Annotated in this window: 17 protein-coding genes and 1 pseudogene; 11 read left to right on the top strand and 7 right to left on the bottom strand. The window is 60.6% G+C overall.

Features of this window, described 5'->3' with window-relative positions:
* Positions 1–331: 331 nt before the first annotated feature.
* The 6 genes and pseudogenes from ydiK (at position 332) to KHO31_RS18045 (ending at position 5,803) form a co-directional block, all read left to right on the top strand.
* Positions 332–1,447 (top strand): AI-2E family transporter YdiK, encoded by a 1,116-nt coding sequence (ydiK, locus tag KHO31_RS18065; RefSeq protein WP_236061606.1) that lies wholly within the window; start codon positions 332–334, stop codon positions 1,445–1,447.
* A gap of 1 nt (position 1,448) precedes the next feature.
* On the top strand, positions 1,449–2,105 hold the full coding sequence (locus KHO31_RS18060) for a hypothetical protein (RefSeq protein WP_201079861.1): 657 nt from the start codon (positions 1,449–1,451) through the stop codon (positions 2,103–2,105).
* Between the two features lie 92 nt (positions 2,106–2,197).
* Complete coding sequence (locus KHO31_RS18055) at positions 2,198–2,464, top strand: hypothetical protein (protein WP_201079859.1); 267 nt, start codon at positions 2,198–2,200, stop codon at positions 2,462–2,464.
* Positions 2,465–2,635: 171 nt separating this feature from the next.
* Complete coding sequence (locus KHO31_RS18050; protein WP_201108393.1) at positions 2,636–3,892, top strand: cation:proton antiporter; 1,257 nt, start codon at positions 2,636–2,638, stop codon at positions 3,890–3,892.
* Positions 3,893–4,103: 211 nt separating this feature from the next.
* Positions 4,104–4,322, top strand: a pseudogene (locus tag KHO31_RS40025) (SulP family inorganic anion transporter); the annotation flags it as partial.
* Positions 4,319–5,803, top strand: coding sequence for a SulP family inorganic anion transporter (locus tag KHO31_RS18045; RefSeq protein ID WP_201139279.1), 1,485 nt, complete (start codon positions 4,319–4,321; stop codon positions 5,801–5,803). The pseudogene KHO31_RS40025 and the gene KHO31_RS18045, both read left to right, overlap by 4 nt.
* Before the next feature lie 124 nt (positions 5,804–5,927).
* On the opposite strand, the gene KHO31_RS18040 is transcribed toward KHO31_RS18045, so the two are convergent.
* From KHO31_RS18040 to ppk2, 3 genes are all read right to left on the bottom strand, one after another.
* Positions 5,928–6,944, bottom strand: a complete 1,017-nt coding sequence (locus tag KHO31_RS18040) for a hypothetical protein (protein WP_201086203.1) — start codon at positions 6,942–6,944, stop codon at positions 5,928–5,930.
* Positions 6,945–6,967: 23 nt separating this feature from the next.
* The gene (locus KHO31_RS18035) at positions 6,968–7,222 is read right to left on the bottom strand and encodes an RNA recognition motif domain-containing protein (RefSeq protein ID WP_201079849.1); all 255 of its coding nucleotides are present in this window, start codon (positions 7,220–7,222) and stop codon (positions 6,968–6,970) included.
* Positions 7,223–7,507: 285 nt separating this feature from the next.
* The gene (ppk2, locus tag KHO31_RS18030) at positions 7,508–8,326 is read right to left on the bottom strand and encodes a polyphosphate kinase 2 (protein ID WP_211623844.1); all 819 of its coding nucleotides are present in this window, start codon (positions 8,324–8,326) and stop codon (positions 7,508–7,510) included.
* 633 nt (positions 8,327–8,959) lie between these two features.
* Here ppk2 and KHO31_RS18025 point away from each other — a divergent pair.
* Positions 8,960–9,616, top strand: coding sequence for a nitroreductase family protein (locus tag KHO31_RS18025; RefSeq protein WP_201079846.1), 657 nt, complete (start codon positions 8,960–8,962; stop codon positions 9,614–9,616).
* Between the two features lie 114 nt (positions 9,617–9,730).
* Here KHO31_RS18025 and KHO31_RS18020 read toward each other — a convergent pair whose 3' ends face one another.
* Positions 9,731–10,165: an Hsp20/alpha crystallin family protein gene (locus KHO31_RS18020; protein WP_201079844.1), complete on the bottom strand. Its 435-nt coding sequence runs from the start codon at positions 10,163–10,165 to the stop codon at positions 9,731–9,733.
* 218 nt (positions 10,166–10,383) lie between these two features.
* On the opposite strand from KHO31_RS18020, the gene KHO31_RS18015 reads away from it, so the two are divergent.
* The gene (locus tag KHO31_RS18015; RefSeq protein WP_211623842.1) at positions 10,384–12,084 is read left to right on the top strand and encodes a bifunctional aminoglycoside phosphotransferase/ATP-binding protein; all 1,701 of its coding nucleotides are present in this window, start codon (positions 10,384–10,386) and stop codon (positions 12,082–12,084) included.
* Positions 12,085–12,192: 108 nt separating this feature from the next.
* A complete protein-coding gene (locus KHO31_RS18010) occupies positions 12,193–12,705 on the top strand; it encodes a universal stress protein (RefSeq protein WP_201079842.1) in 513 nt (170 codons plus the stop codon).
* Between the two features lie 337 nt (positions 12,706–13,042).
* Here the strand turns inward: KHO31_RS18010 and KHO31_RS18005 are convergent, their stop codons facing one another.
* From KHO31_RS18005 to KHO31_RS17995, 3 genes are read right to left on the bottom strand one after another with little or no spacing between them, the layout of a single operon-like run.
* Positions 13,043–14,029, bottom strand: coding sequence for a zinc-dependent alcohol dehydrogenase family protein (locus KHO31_RS18005; RefSeq protein WP_211623841.1), 987 nt, complete (start codon positions 14,027–14,029; stop codon positions 13,043–13,045).
* Between the two features lies 1 nt (position 14,030).
* The gene (locus KHO31_RS18000; RefSeq protein WP_201086200.1) at positions 14,031–14,345 is read right to left on the bottom strand and encodes a CBS domain-containing protein; all 315 of its coding nucleotides are present in this window, start codon (positions 14,343–14,345) and stop codon (positions 14,031–14,033) included.
* A gap of 30 nt (positions 14,346–14,375) precedes the next feature.
* Positions 14,376–14,831 carry a hypothetical protein gene (locus KHO31_RS17995; RefSeq protein WP_236061608.1) on the bottom strand — a complete coding sequence of 152 codons (456 nt, stop codon included), beginning with the start codon at positions 14,829–14,831 and terminating at the stop codon, positions 14,376–14,378.
* A gap of 684 nt (positions 14,832–15,515) precedes the next feature.
* On the opposite strand from KHO31_RS17995, the gene KHO31_RS17990 reads away from it, so the two are divergent.
* A complete protein-coding gene (locus KHO31_RS17990; RefSeq protein ID WP_211623839.1) occupies positions 15,516–17,306 on the top strand; it encodes a PHA/PHB synthase family protein in 1,791 nt (596 codons plus the stop codon).
* Positions 17,307–17,316: 10 nt separating this feature from the next.
* Entirely contained in the window at positions 17,317–18,720 is a 1,404-nt protein-coding gene (locus tag KHO31_RS17985; RefSeq protein ID WP_201079834.1) for a bifunctional enoyl-CoA hydratase/phosphate acetyltransferase, read from the top strand.
* Positions 18,721–18,768 lie beyond the last annotated feature (48 nt).

Genomic DNA, 18,768 nt, shown 5'->3' with positions numbered 1-18,768 from the left:
TTCTACTTGGCGGCGCTTTCTCCGCGGCACGCGTGGCGCCGTCATGCCGATCGTGAGATCCACTAAAGCGATCCGCTCTGATATTGATCTCGCGCAAGATTCCAGGCGAGCGGCGTCTTATGCTGAATTCTGGAATCCGGTCGGCACTACGCTCAATTTGCGAAAAGCGTTGGTCGGAAAGCCTGACCTGCGGCGCGATTGCGGCCAGTGCCTTCAGTGTTGAGAAAGGCTGGAAATGAAACATCCTCACCTATCAGTTGACTCGTACGGGCGGATTGTGAACACGCGTCCAAACGTCGATGTAGCACGCGTTGTACTCGGTGCGGCCGCGTTGCTGCTACTGGTCTGTGGCAGCCTCTTTATCCTCAGCCCATTCCTCCTCGCACTCGTCTGGGGGGCCACGATCGTCACCGCGACGTGGCCAGTGCTGCTCTCGGTGCAGCACCACCTGCACGGCCACCGTGGGCCAGCCGTGGCAGTAATGCTGTGTTCACTGCTGATTGTGATCGTACTGCCTTGCTACGGTGCGTTGGCGACACTTAGCGCGCACGCGGCCGATATCATGACATTCGTGAAGGGTCTGCCGACCTTCGCACTACCACCGCCGCCGCACTGGCTCTCGGCCATCCCGGTGCTTGGCTCACGTGCCGCGAAGGAGTGGCAGACCTTATCGGACGCGGGACCTGGCGGCATCCTGGCGACGCTTCAGCCCTATGCGAAAAGCACGGCGTTGTGGCTGATAGCCCATATGGGCTCCATCGGCTCGGTCATGCTGCACCTGATGCTCACCCTGGTTATCTGCGGCCTGCTCTACGCGAAGGGTGAAGTCGCCGCGCTGACCACGACCCGGCTCGCACGCCGCGTTGCGCCAGACAATGGCGAGGCGATCGTGCGACTCGTGGGTCTGTCAATTCGCGCGGTGGCGCTCGGCGTTGTGGTGACTGCACTTGTGCAAGCCTCCCTGGCCGGCCTTGGGCTCTGGATCGCCGGCGTACCGTTTGCGGGGATCCTGACCGCGCTTCTGTTCATCCTGTGCCTTGCGCAGATCGGTCCGCTGCTGCCGCTTCTGGGCAGCGTGGCCTGGCTGTTCACCCACGAAGCGCAGGTTGCCGCGATCCTGCTCCTCGTCTGGGCAATTTTCGTCTCGACTATAGACAATTTTCTCCGGCCCGTGCTGATCCGTCGGGCGATCGCCTTGCCATTGGTGCTGATTCTCGTCGGCGTGATTGGTGGCCTGATCGCGTTTGGCATAGTCGGCTTGTTTATCGGCCCAGTCATCCTTGCTGTCACATACACGCTGATGCAGGCATGGCTCGCTGACGGTGAAGCGGAATCAGAACCCGCCGGTCCCGGGGCGACACCAGTGGATGGCGATGCAACCATCTGCTCGACCGACTCGTCGGTGCGCACCTTCGAGGCATCTGGCGTACAGCAGAGCGAGAAATAGAATGAGCATCTGGAATGAAGAATATGAAAGGCTGCTTGATCCGATCGACCGGATCTCGGAAATCCTGTTTGGCCTGATCATGGCTGTCACCATCATCGGCTCACTGTCTATTGCCACGGCTGGGCAAACCCAGGTGCGCACCGTCACGTTATCCGCGCTTGGCTGCAATCTCGCGTGGGGTTTGGTCGATGCGGTGATGTACCTCATGCGGACGGCGACCGAGCGCACGCACAATCGGCTTATAGCAAGACAGGCGTGTGGGGCAGATCCAGAAACTGCATGCCGGTTGATTGGCAGGTCGTTGCCGGCGCATGTCGCACGCGTAAGTGGCCCGGAGGAAATTGAGGGAATGCGGCGCCGACTGCTCACGCTAGAGTTTGACGGTCAACCCGTTTTGCACGCCAGAGATTTTCTCGAGGCGTGCGGGGTTTTCTTTCTGGTTGTCATAGCCACATTTCCTGTGGTGCTCCCGTTTCTGCTGACGACTAACGTCATGCTGGCCATGCGCCTGTCGCGGATCATCACGTTAGGAATGCTGTTTTTCACGGGGATGAAGCTTGGGCAGTACGCAGGGTATGCAAAGCCAGCGCGGACCGGATTCGCGATGGCGTTGCTGGGTGCTGCACTGATTGCGGCCGTCATGGCCTTAGGTGGATGAATACGTAAGACATCCACCTGGACACACACATAGCAAACGCGAGTGCCGCGTGCAGGTTCCGCAAGGTGACTACATTCAGGAAGGCGAAACGTATGGAACAGCCCATCACAGACCTTACAGAGCCGATTTTGTCAATCGATTCGGCTATCTGGTTTTCGGCCTACGGTTTCGGCTGGGGATATTGTGCGTTTGCGCTTCCGGCTGAGGTTGTTTGCGAGTGCCTGGGTGCTACGGATGGTAGCCCCGAACAACTGCTGCTGGCCTTTCGGGTTGGAAAACCACGCCTTTTGGCCGCGGCCGAACGTACAGCACGCCCGGGCATCGGCAAGCGGCTACCGCTTTCCGCCAATGATCTTTGACGCGGCGTCGCCATTCCAACGTGGAACAGGGGCGCCGAGTCACCAACCTGTAGTTGATTCAGGTCAATGTCCACGGGTCCGCCCGGCATCTAATGAATGATGATGTCGTCGCTAAGTCGTTACGCGCGGATTCGGTAAAAGCGCGGCCACGCATAATCGGAGACTAGACTGATGGTCCTTATCGCCGCGTTCATCGCGATCGTTTTCCTCTATAGCCTGGTATCGCGGTGGCTGGAGAAGACGATCCTCACCGCGCCCATCCTGTTCACCGCGGCCGGTGCACTCATGGCGGTTTCACCTGAGGCGCTAAACGAACTGGCGCTTGACCGGAAAAGCCTGTTGCTGGTCGCCGAACTGGGATTGGTCATGACGCTTTTCACCGACGCTTCCCGCGTTACCCCGCGTATGCTCAAGGGGCACACCAATTTGCCGGTTCGCCTGTTAAGCGCGGGCATGCTTCTGACGATCGCGCTTGGCGCCTTGTGCGCCATGATCGTTTTCAGGACCCTCACCTGGTGGGAAGCGGGCATCCTTGCCGCGATTCTCGCTCCGACCGACGCAGGGCTCGGACAGATGATCGTGAACAGCAAGCTTGTGCCACAACGTATTCGCCAGGCGTTGAATGTTGAGGCGGGTCTTAACGACGGGCTCGCCGTCCCCTTCATGATGTTCTTTATCGCGTTGGCGCTGGCCCAGGAGGGCGGCGGCGGCGGCTCAGTGCTCACACGCTTTCTCGGTCAGCAGATCGGCTACGGAACGCTGGTCGGACTTGGCGTCGGGCTTACGGGCGGTTGGTTGCTAGGGCTTGCCCGCCGCAAGGAATGGATGGCCGAACCGCTCGCGCAGCTAGGTGTGGTGGCCCTGCCGCTCGCTTGCGTGCTTGCTTCGGAAGCCATCGGCGCTAGCATGTTCATTGCGGCATTCGTTGCCGGACTTTCTGCCCACGTGGGCTTCAGCGAGGTTGGCAAACACAGCGTCGAGTTCACCGAGGAATGGGGGCAACTCTTCAACTATGTTGTCTTTTTCCTCTTCGGCTTGCTCGTCACCCGGTTCTGGGACGGCTTCACCTTTGCCATCGTGGCCTACGGCGTACTGAGCCTGACATTGATTCGCATGGCTCCGGTGGCGATTGCGCTGAGAGGCACAGGCCTTAGCCGGTCGACCGTACTATTTATGGGCTGGTTCGGCCCGCGGGGACTGGCGTCTATCGTCCTGGGACTCGTCTATCTCGAGGGGGAAACAAACCTGCCGGGAGAATCGACCATCAAGCTTGCCGTCGCTGCGACAGTATTGCTAAGCATTTTCGCTCACGGACTCACCGCGCTTCCTGGGATCGGCCGCTACGCAACAGCGATTGCGAAGTTGAACAACGGTGCGCCGGAGCATGAGCCGCCTGGTTCTGGCCGAAAAAATGCGGAGGCGCGCTGAAACACTCAGGCGCCCCTTCCGTGAGTTTTCTCGGGTGCATCGCAGTTCTACCCGGCCATTGTACCGGCGCGACTGGTGACGCTGCAGGTCGCAGGAGGCGAGCCCCCCGGACGCAGGCGCAGTGGGTTTTGATCAGACCCGGCGTGCGCGTATTCTGCGGGAATGCGATGGACGGCGTATCCAATCTAGTTCCTCCCGGAGGGTCCTGGCGATGCCTGCTACCAGCGTCAAGTCGAAAGTGTCGTGGCTGGTTCGATTGTTGCCTGCCGCGACGTGGCTGCGGGTGCTTAAGGGTGCGTCGCTACGTGCCGACGTGCTCGCCGGTATCACACTTGCCGCGTATCTGTTGCCGGCTGGCGTGGCCGATGCGTCTCTGGCGAACCGTCCCCCTGAGGCGGGACTCTATGCCTGCCTGTTTTCTCGGGGTTGCTCTTCTGGCTTTTCTGCGGTTCTAACCACACATCGATCACCGTCACTTCAGCGCTCTCGGTACTCGTGGGCGCATCGTTGGGCACAGTCACGGGCGGAGATGTCACCCGTTTTGGCGCACTCGCAGCCTGCACGGCACTCCTGGTAACCGGGATGGCGATCCTGGCTTCGCTCATGCGAGCCGGCAAGATCGTCAACTTCATCTCCGAAACCGTGCTCGTCGGTTTCAAGACCGGCGTGGCGTTGTTCATCGGCAGCACGCAGTTGCCCAATCTGTTCGGTTTCAAGGGCGGCCATGGCGATTTTTTGGAGCGTATGGCCGACTTCTTCACGCAGGTGCGCCAGACAAATCCAACAGCGCTTGCGATGGGCGTCGTTGCGCCGGTAGTGCTCGTGTTCGGACAGGCGTTCCTGAAGAACAGGCCCGTGGCGCTGCTGGTCGTAATCGGCGGCGTTGTGGCGGCGTCACTAATGGACGCCGGTGCAAAGGGCGTGAAACTGCTAGGAACCATTCCGCAAGGGCTGCCCCCGCTTGGGCTTCCAGCCGTGCACTGGAGCGACGTGGACGACCTGCTGCCGCTGGCAATGGCGTGCTTTGTGCTCGGGGCAGTCGAGACGATCGCCATCGGTCGCATGTTTGCACACAAGCATGGTTACAGGCTTGCCGCGAATCAGGAGTTCCTGGCCCTTGCTGCCGCGAACGTCGGCGCCGGCCTAGGTCGGGGATTCCCTGTTTCCGGCGGCATGTCGCAATCCCTGGTGAACGAAAGCGGCGGCGCACGCACACCGCTCTCGGGTCTCGTCGCGTCACTGATCATCCTGGTCGTGGTGCTCTTCTTTTCGGACCTGCTACGCAATCTGCCGCAACCGGTGCTGGCAGCGATTGTCCTCGTCGCGGTGGCCGGGTTGTTCAAGTTTGACGAAATGAAGCGGCTCTGGCGCTTCGATCGCAGAGAGTTTGCGATCGCTGCGGCGGCACTCGTTGGCGTGCTCACCACGAGTCTGCTGCGCGGCGTGCTGATTGGCGCGGTGATTTCCATCGTACTGCTGTTGCGGCGCGCGTCCGAGCCGCCTGTGGCATTGCCTGGACGCGTCCCTGGAACCGAACTTTACGGCAACATCGCAATCAACCCGGAGAACCTTCGCACCGACGGTGTCTTTGTCTTTCGCGCCGATGCAGCGATCCTGTACTTCAACTGCGAGTTCCTGTACGACCGCTTTCTCGAATGGCTGGCACAGGAAACTGGAACGATCAAGCTCGCGATCTGGAGCTTGTCCACTGTCGCCGCCGTCGACCTGGCCGGCTCGGAGATGCTAGTACAACTACGTGACGAGTTGGCTCAACGGTGCATCGTGCTGGAACTCGCCGACGCCCGCGGTCCGGTGCGCGAAGATCTGCGCGCAGCCGGGCTTGAGGCGCACTTCGGACCGATCGAAGCCAATGCGTCGATCGCGGGGATCATTCGCGCCAAGCAAAGCTGATCCCGGCGATGCGTGATCGTGGTGATGATCGGTGGGCCATTCCTATGGTACGGGCAAAAAAACGACCTTCGGACACGGGCCTGTGTGGTTCGACGGACGAAGGAAGGCATGTAGAACCCAGCGGTTATAGCTCGCGCATTGCCTGATCGAGAAGCAATCCTCCCGGCAGCAGTTCGGCGCGCGCAAACCGCACAAGCGATATCGCACGCACTTGGGGCGGCCTGGTCGGAATGTGCGCAATGTGAAACTCGAGCTCATCCGCGGCTTGCACACTGTCCTTCGTCTGCACTACATTCATCCGGTCCAATCGAATTTTCTTTTTGGTAAGGTGGACGTGCTTGCCTGGTTCCATCAGAACCTGGCAGACCCCGTCGAGTTGACGCTCAAGGGCGTCCGTTGGAACTCTCAGGTCACCGAGACGCCGGGAGTTATCGTCAATCTGTGCCTGCAGTTGAACAAGTTCTTCGCGTGCAACAGAAGCACCACCCCCACACACGGAACGCATGCCTGTGCCTTCACGCTGTAGCAACAGTAAGCGTGTCTTGAGCAATGCGCGGCCCTTGTCGAGTGCATCACGACGATCTTTCGCCAGTTTGGCCAGCCCCGTGAGCGCTAGCTGGTCGATCACTCGCCGTACGATCTCCCGTCGCAATTCCGATTCCGATCGGCCGCAGATCCTTACACGGTGGTCACTAAAGCAAACAGTAGTTTGCGCGACATCACGACGTACCGCGTTTCCCTCAAGGGCGACGCCTAGTACGCGACGTTCAGTCATTGCCATTCCGAGCACCGCATAAGCGTGTTCCGAGTCCGGATTCTGTTCGAAGTACACACGTAATTCTTCCGAGCGGCTAATCCTTCCCGTCAGGTCTTCCGGCCTGGCGAAAAAGGCACGCATGTAGAGATCCGACGCCCACGTGCGTGCGCTGGCTTCGTGAGGTGCAGGTAGGGATGCGACCAGGCCGGTCGCATATCGGAGCGATGCCGCGACCGCTGGCCCCAGACGTTCCCGACAGCGCTGTACCATTCCCAGTCGAGGATTCAGCGCCATGACCCGGTCGATGGCTTCCGTAACCTGTTCCGGTTCTTGCCGGTCAGTGCGAGCGTCGTCATTGCTTCGCAGCCAATTCATAATGCCCATGTTGGTCTCCGTTCGGCGTTACTTCACTCGGAGCGGTCCTTCATGACCTGGACATTTATTTTTCGGTTTTTCCAGAACATATTGTGCACTCGGGGCTGCAGACGACGGAGCATTTCCGGACCCGTGCCTTCGAAGTTCACCACCACCGCGGGCCGTGAACCCTCGCCTGGAATATGCTTGATGCCGTCGAAGGGCGGAAACCCATACCTGGTCAGGAATTCCTGGATCTCCTGATCGCTGGTGCCTGTCTCGATGTTGCCAATCCACAAATCTGCCATGATGCTCCTCCATGCCGATGCCCGTTCTCATCCGGTCTGCGGACCGATGATCAGACAAGGGTGCTTTTCCAGTTTAGTGTCAGGCTCTGCGACCTTCGCATTCCGCCAGACAATCGAACAGCACGGGCCGTAGTTCGTCGTGGGCAAACTCTACGAAATCATTCATGCGGCGTTGAAATCGCCCTCGTCGCGGCCTTCAATCCTGTGAACCTTTGATCCCATGAGGCTCGGCCTCGGCATAAGAATCGGCGCAACGCGCATGTGCTTGACGCGAGATCGCCTCTGTCAAAAATGTTCGGGGATAATCTTGAACGGATACTCAGGATCCTGGTAGTCTCCGCGCTTCTGCCGCTTGGGCAGTCGCACTTCTTGCGGGGGCACCTTCTCGTACGGAATCCGGCTGAGCAGATCACGGATAATGTTCAGCCGAGCCTTTTTCTTGTCGTCCGACATCGCCACTGACCACGGCGCCCACTCCGAATCCGTCGCCGCGAACATGTCGTCACGCGCACGTGAATAGTCGTACCAGCGGCGATAGGACTCAAGGTCCATCGGAGAGAGCTTCCACACCTTGCGACCATCCTCGATTCGAGCCTTGATGCGCCGTGTCTGCTCGTCCGGATTGACCTCGAGCCAGTACTTCAACAGGATGATGCCCGAGTCGACCATCGCCTTCTCGACGCCTGGGATATCGTTCATAAAGCGAACCGCCTGATCCTCCGAACAAAACCCCATGACACGCTCGACACCCGCACGGTTGTACCAACTGCGATCGAAAATTACCACCTCGCCAGCCGCAGGAAAGTGCGGCACGTACCGCTGTATAAACATCTGACTTTTTTCGCGTTCGCTGGGCGCAGGCAGTGCAACCACGCGAAACACACGCGGACTAACGCGCTCGGTGATTGCTTTGATCGCGCCACCCTTACCCGCCGCGTCACGCCCCTCGAACACGAGGCAGACCTTCACGCCTTCGCGCACGACCCACTGCTGAAGATTAACCAATTCGACGTGCAATCGCCGAAGTTCTTTCTCATAGTCTTTATTGCTCAGCTTGTCGCGCGTCGCGGGACCATTCTGATCTAATTGACTGACGGAAGACATTTGTGAATCTCCATCAAGTGTTACCACACACCCTGCGGCAGCATCAGATCCGCGCGACTTCAGCAGGTATTGCGCGGTGGCTACACCGCCCGGCCACGCAATCAAGCTCGTCTGGCGCTACCTCGTGCGTTGCGCGCCACCCCGCTACCTCCGCCTGGCACCATTTTTGTTCGATGAATGCATGGGACACGATGTTCCGACGCAGTCCGATTAGCGGAACGATTCGGCGTACGCGGCACCGTGCCTCTTTACTCATTCTCTTGCGATTTTATGCGTCTTGAACTCTACGGATTCCTCCCAGTCTCGGGCTTATGCAAAGGACTGCGTTGATCTATGTCAAAGCTACCGGCCCCTCGATAGGAAGGCCTGGCGCAGCGGATGGTAAGCGGCGACGTGTCGGAGACGATGCGCGAAGGCGTGGTGACGGTGTTGCGATCGCTTTTGACGCGATAGCCGCGTCAGGCACAAAGTGTTGCGTGCCTGCGCAAGGCGGTAAGTCTGCTGGGATTGATTGAGCGCATGACCCGCCACCACTCGTGGCTTGATTGAGATCAAGGGGTGCGCTAGCGCTCGAACTATCGTGAAGATGGCAATGCGCCAACCGGATCCATGTGACGTCAAGAGGAGTTTGAGATGACTGAGATGCAATTTCTGACCTACGAAACCCTGCCTGATGCACGCCCCGGATCGGCTGAGGGCGCTGCGCCAAAAACCATCGCGCTGCCACCGCCCGACCAGCGTTCAGGTCTACCGCTGATGACGGCGCTTTCGTTTAGATCAAGCACCCGTGAATTCGCACCCACCCCGCTGTCAATGGACACGCTCGGAGAATTGCTGTGGGCTGCGGACGGCGTCAACCGTCCGATCAGCGGCGGGCGCACCGCGCCATCGCCACATGCCTACAACGAAATCGACATTTATGTGGCGCTGCCCAATGGAGTCTATCGTTACGATGCGCCCAACCATCAACTGCTGCTCAAGCACGCCATCGATGCGCGCAATCTAACCGGCTATCAGGATTTCGTCGGCAAGGCGCCGCTCGACCTGGTGTATGTGGTCCGGACATCCCGTCTGCAGGAGATGCAGCAGCAACAGCGCGAACGGTTTTCAGCCGTCACCGCTGGCGCGATTGCGCAGAACGTAGCGCTCTATTGCGCATCAGCCGGGCTTGTCAACGTGATCCGCGGCTGGATCAATCATCGGCTCCTCGCCGACGCGTTGCGGCTCAATGAGGATGAACTGCCGCTCCTCGCGCAAACCGTCGGCTTGCCGAGCAGGCAGCACGCTTGAGATTGAGATTGGCAGGCCGCCTGGAGGCCGTTGGAATGGCCAATCCAAGGGTCGGCGCAACGGCCTTCAATAGCCAGGGTGCGCAACTCCAACGCGCACCCTGCCGCCATTTAGCTAGCTGATCTGCAGGCGCTTCTGTGTTGAAGCCGCCTTCTTCGGCAACGTCAGCGACAGCACGCCGTCCTGATACTGCGCCGCCGCCGTCGCTTCATCCACTTCGCTCGCCAGCGAGAACGACCGGCTGATTACGCCCGAATAACGTTCGCGTCGCAGTACCCGCTCGCCTTCCTTCAAGTCCTTGTTGCGTTCCACCATTGCGCTGATCGATACGGTGTTACCGTCGATCTTCACATCGATGTCTTTTTTATCGACGCCCGGCAGTTCTGCTTTGACCGTGTACGCAGTATCGCTTTCCGTCACGTCGAGCTTCATGTCCAGGAGCGGCGTGTCGTCGCCCGTTGCGATGCCGCGCAGAGGACGGAACAAACCATGAAACAGATCCGATACCGGTTCCATCGAGAACGGGTCATAACGTGTCAAGTTGCTCATCGTAGCTACTCCTCAAATAGTCCATGATCGCCATGGATGTCACACAGCATCAAATAACCACGGCATCAACGACTTTAGGCCTGTACATAGAGCGTCCGTTGATATGTATCAATTGACGCGCGTAACCGGAACGGTTCGCAAAACACTGACCTCCATCAATTCCGGGGGCCGGAGTCTGCTTATGCTGGAAATGCCCTCTTGAATCTGCGGAGTCATCCATGCTTACCCGATCAACCGCGTCCATTCGCCAGCCGCTTCATGCGCAGCATCGTGAACGCATCGCCCGCCGCGGTTGGTCGCGCATCGACGCAGCGTTGCAACGCCCCTGCTCGTATCGCCATCCGGCGGGGCGGATCCGGCGAATCGAAACCCACATTTCCGTGATCTATCTGGCCGGGCGATTTGCGTACAAGATCAAGAAGCCTGTCGACCTGGGATTCGTCGATTTCACCGACATGGCCGCAAGGCGGCACGCCTGCAAAGAAGAAGTGAGGCTGAACCGGCGGCTCGCTCGCAGGCTCTATCTCGGCGTGGTGCCAGTCGCGCGCCTCGGACGCATACTCAAGGTGGATGGACGAGGGACGTCTGTCGAGCATGCGGTCCGGATGAAGCGATTCGACGAACGAGAATTGTTCTCCGATCTGCTCACGCGCGGCGAACTGAATGTCGTGCAGATCGACCATGTGGCCGAACATCTCGCAGCGTTTCACCGCTCCAGTGCTTCGAACCCACCGCGCAAAACGCTGGGGGCGACGACGTGCTTGCACGCACAGATGGAGGCCGTGCTGACGTCGCTCGAGCGGGAAGCGAGCACGCTCGTGCCCGCTGGTGTGCGTCAGTGGTGCGAAAGAGAAGCGGTGCGGCTAGCCGGGCATTTTGAAGCGCGTCGCATCGGCGGGTTCGTGCGCGAATGCCACGGCGATTTGCACCTCGATAACATCGTGCGCAGAGGCAACGACGCTGTCATGTTCGACTGCATCGAATTCAGCGACGCCTTGCGCTGGATCGACGTCGCCAGCGACCTCGCCTTCCCGTTGATGGATCTGCAGGCGCATGGCCGCGACGATCTCGCGTCAGCGCTCCTGAACGGCTGGCTGCAACGGACTGGCGACTTCGGGGCACTTCCGGCGTTGCGTTTCTATATCGTTTACCGGGCGCTGGTGCGTGCGTTTGTCGAAGTACTGAAGGTGCGTGGGTCGTCCGCCGCGGACGGTCTCGCGCGCGCCCGGAACTATGTTGACTGCGCCGCCCGGATAGCAAGCGCGCCGCAGCCGTATCTGCTGCTCTGTCACGGCTATTCCGGCTCCGGCAAATCGGTGGCGAGCCAGGCGCTTGCCACCCGTATCGGCGCAATCCGCCTCTCCAGCGATACCGAGCGCAAACGTGCGCATCCGTTCGCGCCGCCAGATCATCACGCCCTGCCCGCTGTTGCGTACTCGCGCAAAGCGATCGACTCACACTACGATGCCCTTCTAGCGATTACGCGCCGCATGCTCGATGCAAGCTATCCAGTACTAGTGGACGCGACGTTCCTGAAACAGCGGCATCGTGTGTCCTTCATCGAGTTGGCATGCGCGTTCGACGTACCAGTGTTTCTGCTGGATTTCCACACGTCTGCCCGGCAGCTGGCCGAGCGCGTACGCAAACGCGCAACGGACCCAGGGCAGTCGTCCGACGCCAACGCAGCGGTGCTGGTCAGGCAACTCGCGAACGAAGAGCCGCTCACACCCGACGAAGCCGCCTTGACGGTTGCTTTCGACACGGACGTACCGCTCGGCGCCTTTCAGCAGGCGATGTACTGGAAACCGTTGTTGATCCGCCTGCATCCGGGGGGGCCGGTAGAACACGCTGGTCGCAGCGGCACGCCCCCCTGGCAGACGAGCGGCTGGGACGCGGTAGGTTGCCAGAGCGCCGCCTGAATCCGCCTGCGTTCGCACCGTAACCGATACGGCTTGATCCAGATCAGTATTCCTCAGCCGTTCGTTGGCCAAGATGAATGCATACCGTTCCCATTGACGAGGTCTGACATGTATCGACACATTCTTGCCGCCATCGACGGCAGTGAAACATCCACACGAGCGTTCGACGCCGCCCTGCAACTCGCCCGCGAGTCCGGCGCTGAGTTGCAGCCACTTTATGTCGTCGACGTGCCACCGATGGTCTATGACGCCCCCGGCTACGATCCGAGCATCGTACGTGACGCGTTCCTGGCGGAAGGCAAACACGTGGCCGACAACGCGCTTGCACGGATGAAGCACGACAATGTCCAGGGGGCGCCGCGGATCATCGAAACCAATCTGGTTGACGGCGATTTCGATGTCGCCCACGGCATTCTTCATGCGGCCGAGGATCTGAAAGCCGACCTCGTCGTGATGGGGACGCACGGACGGCGCGGCGTTCGGCGACTCGTGCTCGGCAGCGTCGCGGAGCGCTTTTTGCGGATTGCGCAGTGTCCCGTTCTGATGATCTCCTCGCACGGCGTTCCCGAAGTTGCCACCGGCACCACCGGCGCAGCCGAACACGAAAAGGCGTCGACCTGATCTGCTGGTTCCTGATCGTTCATATGGATCACAGCGCCTGTGGCAATGCTCGTGTCGAGTTTGAACTCGATTTGGTGCAATGGAATGGCGTTCATGCAGGACTCGGGCCGGCGGTCACACCGCGAGGCATTCGCTTCGATCTCCCCACGGCGATAGCGGCACTCCAATCATCAGACGCGCAACGAGCGCAGATCGAGGGCTGGCGGAAATGATCGGGCAACGCCGGCAACGGGGATGACGCACCGGGTTCCGTCACAACCAGGACGGGCTTGCCCACGTCCTGGCGCCGCAGGATGAGCCGGCAAGCACTTGCACGGAATCGCGCCTGGCTATCCCGTTAGCGGATTGCCAGCACCGCGGCTCCCGTCAGCTTTCCCTCGCGCAGATCGGCAAGCGCCCGGTTAGCCTCGCCGAGCGGATAACGCGTCGTTTCGATGTCGAGTGGAATCCTGGCGGCCAGACGCATGAACGCAAGCCCGTCTTCGCGCGTGAGATTGGCCACCGACACCACGCGACGCTCGCCCCATAGAAAGTCATACGGAAAAGACGGGATGTCGCTCATGTGAATACCGCCGCACACCACAATGCCGCCTTTCACCACCGCCTTCAGGGCGATCGGCACAAGTGCACCAACGGGCGCGAACAGCAGCGCTGCGTCGAGTTCGTCCGGCGCCACTTCGTTACTGCTGCCCGCCCACGTCGCGCCGAGCCGCAGCGCGAGCTGTTGAGCCGCCAGATCGCCGTCACGCGTGAATGCATAAACCGTGCGCCCCTGATGACGCGCGACCTGGGCGACGATATGCGCGGCCGCCCCAAAACCGTAGATACCGACCCGCTGCGCGTCGCCTGCCATGGCCAACGTGCGATAGCCGATGAGACCCGCGCACAGCAGTGGCGCCGCTTCCACGTCTGAATATTGTTCAGGCAGATGAAAGCAGTAACGGCTGTCGGCGACCGTGCGCTCGGCATAACCGCCGTCGATCGTATACCCGGTAAAACCAGGCTCGTCGCACAGATTCTCGCGGCCGGAGAGACAGTAACGGCAGTGACCACACGTACGGCCGACCCATGGCACGCCGACCCGTTCCCCCACACTAAAACCGCTGACTCCCGCCCCCACTTCCGCAACGGTGCCGACGATTTCATGGCCCGGGATCACCGGGCGCTTTGGATGGGGCAGCTCGTGGTCAATCAGGTGCAGGTCGGTACGGCAAATGCCACATGCGTGGACGTCGATCAGCAACTGGTCCGCAGCCGGCACGGGATCTGGAACCTGCAGGTCGCGCAGGGCGCTCCCGGTATCGTCGAATACCATTGCCCGCATCTCACACCGCCCTTGCTTGATGGTTGCCGTTGGCACGGTCGCGGGAGGCGCTCTGTCTCACCTTGTCGGATACGCGCTTGATCGCAATCACCTGAATATAGTCGTGGACACGCGCACCGGCCGACAGACGACTGATTTCATCGCCGACCATGCGGGCCAGATCGCCTTCGCTAATCATGCCGATGACCTGCCCTCCCGTGTCAACCACAGGCATGCCACTGATGTGATTATCCGCAAGCAGTTTTGCCGCCGCCCGCACAGTCATTTCAGGTGCTGCAACCACGACCGCCGGGGTCATTACGTCGATGGCACGCATAAGTCTCTCCTTAAGGAAATATCGTGGACGTCACTGCACTTCGCCGACTACCCCGCGAAAACTCATCTCAGCACGCCTGATCTGGTCCGCGCATATTCCGTAAGTCCATGCCGGGTCCCCATCACTCGCGTACATGCCGCGGCACATGCCCTTTAGCCGGACTGTCGTCGTGCCGCTCTCATCGGTGGTCCGCTCGGCCCAGAAATAGGCAACGCCCGATTCGTGAGGCGTTTCGGTCTCAATCACCGAATCATTGAGGCGGCTGATCGCCGTTCTCGAGCAAAGCTGCACATAAAGCCGCGTGCGGTTCCATATCTCATCGCACGCCGCGCGGGAACTACAGGTCACCCACGCCTGTTCTCGCGCCGCCTCAAGCTGCGTTTCGGTATGCCGGAACGCAATCATCTGGTTTGCCGTGGTGCAGGCCGCAAGACTGACCGTCATCGACAGGAACAGGGCCTTGGCCAAAACAACCGGCAGGCGCATGCATTTCATATCAGCTCGCTCAGCGCACAAAATGGTTGGATCGAGTCTCGCGCTGACAGTCGCCGGCGCAGCAAGGACTCCCGAGAAGACAGGCGGACAGATAGCAAAACCCGGCTGCGGCATCGCAGAATAATTCTGCTCTTTGATAGCTTGTCAGCGGACCATATGACCGATTAAAGTGCCGCCGCTCGCGTATATCGTGGAAGCTAGTCTACGTGCAGGTTCGTCGCCATAATTGACCAAGGTCAACCGCGTCGCGTGTCAATGGCATCAGTTGGTAGTTAGCGCGGATGGGCCACCTTCTTGAGCTGGCTCGAAAGCACAAATAGCGCCTCTCGCGAAGATGTCACCTATCGACCGTGGCAGGCGACGGAGTTCAACCGGCTCGCGCAGATAAGAAGCTGCCGCGCGCGAGCAGCCGCGCGTGACTCGATTGACTCAGATCAATCACGGCGGCCATCGGAAAGCTACAGTCCTCTACGAAAGCGCTTGCTGCTGCGCACAATCCGGAACGGGGCGCCACACCAGAGTGCGTCAAAACCGTGCACTGAAACACTTCGCCGTCGGCGCCCTCTGTGCCGTGGAGGTTGTCGCACAGGACGTGCGTTCTACGCCGGAAGGGACGCCGCGCCGACACAGCCGTTTCATCGTAAGCCAAGCGCCGTAGAACCTGAGGAACCTGAAATGGACACCCGCGCCAAGCCGGCCACCGCTGAAAACCCCACGTTTTTTTATAGGCCCGCGGTATCCACCGCCACCGAATCCTTTCGTGCGCTCGATCATGCGAAAGAAGCCATGATCGCGCGCATGACCGGGGGCCTGTCGCCCGCGTCGCTACGAGCAGCGCTTGCCGACTGGCTCATTCATCTCGCGGCGGCGCCTGGCAAGCAACTGGAACTTGCGTCGCTCTGCGCCCAGAACGCGCAGCGCATCACTGAATACATGGTTCGGACCGCGCTCGGTTGCTACGCGCTGCCGTTGGCAGAACCGTCTGCAGGCGATAGCCGGTTTGTGGCCGAATCATGGCAAACCGAACCTTACCGGTTCTGGCAACAGATCTTTTTGTTGACCGAACAATGGTGGAATGTCGCAACCCGTGACGTGCCGGGCACCACTCACCATCATGAGGACGTGGTGTCGTTCAGCGCCCGCCAGTTGCTCGATATGGTGGCGCCGACGAATTTCCCGTTCACCAATCCAGAGGTCTCGCAGCACGCAGCTTCGACGCTCGGCCTAAGCCTCATCGACGGCGTGCGCAACGCGCTCGAAGACGCGGCCCGGCAGGCGGGCGGCCAACCGCCGGCGGGACTCGATCAGTTCAAGGTCGGGGTCAATCTCGCCGCCACGCCCGGCAAGGTCGTGTTTCGCAATCACCTGATCGAACTCATTCAATACAGCCCCACGACCAGCAAGGTGCTGGCCGAGCCGGTCCTGATCGTGCCAGCGTGGATCATGAAGTACTACATCCTGGATCTCTCGCCGCATAACTCGCTGATTCGCTATCTGGTCGAACTGGGACACACCGTGTTCTGCATCTCATGGCGAAACGTGGATGCCGACGACCGCGAACTCCGCCTCGATGATTACCGGCAACTCGGCGTGATGGAGGCGCTCGACGCCGTCTCGAGCATCGTCCCGGACTGCAAGATTCACGCGACCGGCTATTGCCTCGGCGGCACCTTGCTGTCCATCGCAGCGGCAGCGATGGCGGGTTCCGGTGATGACCGGCTGGCTTCGGTCACGTTATTTGCCGCACAAACAGATTTTACCGAGCCAGGCGAACTGCAGCTTTTCATCGACGACAGCGAAGTGTATTTCCTCGAAAGCATGATGTGGTCGCAGGGCTATCTTTCCCCCGATCAGATGTCGGGGGCATTCCAGCTACTGCAGTCGAACGACCTCATCTGGTCGCGTATCGTCCACGACTATTTGCTGGGCGAACGCGCGCCGATGATCGACCTGATGGCGTGGAACGCCGATGCCACGCGCATGCCGTACCGGATGCATTCCGAGTACCTGCGCCGCCTCTTCCTGAACAACGATCTGGCGTGCGGCCGGTATGAGGTCGACGGCCGTCCGGTATCGATCCGCAACATTCGCGTGCCGCTGTTCGTGGTTTCGACGGAACGCGATCATATTGCGCCGTGGCATTCGGTCTACAAGATCCACAACCTGTCGGATACCGAGATCACGTTCGTTCTCGCCAATGGCGGACACAATGCCGGGATCGTCAGCGAGCCTGGGCACGCGCTTCGCCATTTCCGGACCTATCGGACGGCGGCGGACGATCTGTGCGTGAGCCCTGACGAATGGCTCGCTGCGAGTACATCGCAGCAAGGCTCATGGTGGCCCGCGTGGACAGACTGGCTCAAGGCTCATTCAAGCCCGCAGCGCGTCGCACCGCCCGTTGCCGCGTCCGATGCGCACGGGGGGCCACTCGGCGATGCGCCCGGCACCTATGTCTTTCAGCACTGAGGGGCTCACAATGGACGACATCCTGTTGCGCAATCGAACCTTCGACCAGCTTGAAATCGGCGAATCCGCTTCGCTCGTCAGGCTCGCCGAGCAAAACGACATCGACCTGTTTGCCGCCATGTCAGGCGATGTCAATCCAGCCCGTACCGACGCCGTCTTTGCATCGGGCGATCTGTTCGGGCACGTGGTCGTGCAGGGGATGTGGACCGCCAGCCTCATTTCGGCCGTGCTCGGCACGAAACTGCCAGGTCCCGGCACCATCTACCTCGACCAGAATCTGCAGTTCCAGCGTCCGGTCGTGCCCGGCGATATCATCACCACCACGGTTACCGTGAAGGAGAAACGCGTCGAGAAGCACATCGTCCTGCTCGATACACGTTGCACCAACCAGAAGGGCCAGGTGGTGCTGCTCGGCACCGCCACCGTGGTCGCACCCGATACGCCGGTCATCTGGCCGCGCACGGTCCGTCCGGATATCGCGGTGCGTCGTCACGACCGGTATGAGGCATTCATTCGCAACGCCCGATCCAGTCCCGCGCTACGCACGGCGATTGTGCATCCGTGTTCGGTGGATGCGATCAGGGCAGCCATCGAGGCCCGTGACGAAGGCCTGCTCGACCCGCTGCTGGTCGGGCCCGAGGCGAAGATCCGCGCCGCCGCTGAGGCCGCCCAGGTCAGCCTCGACGGCGTCACGATCGAAGCCGTCGAGCACAGCCATGCAGCTGCCGCCCGCGCGGTCGAACTGGGCGCCGCCGGCAAGGTCGACGCGTTGATGAAGGGCAGCCTGCACACTGACGAACTGCTTTCCGCCGTGGTTGCATCCTCGTCGAACCTGCGAACCGGGCGAAGGATCAGCCACGCGTATGCGATGGACGTGCCGGCGTATTCGAAGCCGCTGATCGTCACCGATGCGGCCATCAACATTGCACCGTCGCTGGAACAGAAACGCGATATCTGCCAGAACGCGATCGATCTTTTGCATGTGCTGGGCGTTGAAGTGCCGCGCGTCGCCGTGCTGGCGGCCGAAGAAACGGTCAACCCCAGAATGCCGACCACGCTCGACGCCGCCGCGCTCACCGTGATGGCCGCGCGCGGCCAAATCACCGGTGCCCTGGTCGACGGGCCGCTCGCCTTCGACAATGCAATCAGTCTGGCCGCAGCACAAGTCAAGGGCATCAACTCGCCCGTCGCCGGTCAGGCTGACATCCTGCTCGTACCCGATCTGGAAGCAGGCAACATGCTGGCCAAACAATTGATGTACTTCGCCGGCGCCGACGGCGCTGGCATTGTGCTTGGCGCGCGTATTCCGATCATCCTGACCAGCCGCGCCGACACCCTGCGAGGGCGCCTGGCCTCTGCTGCCCTCGCCAAGCTGGTGGCGGCACATAACCGACGAGGGCTTGTCCGATCATGAGCACCCCGCTGCTGCTTACGTTCAACCCAGGCTCGTCGAGGTTGGGCT

Origin of the sequence: Paraburkholderia domus, assembly GCF_905220705.1 — a bacterium.
In the GTDB taxonomy this organism is placed as follows: domain Bacteria; phylum Pseudomonadota; class Gammaproteobacteria; order Burkholderiales; family Burkholderiaceae; genus Paraburkholderia; species Paraburkholderia domus.
This window is presented reverse-complemented; position numbering and strand designations above follow the sequence as displayed.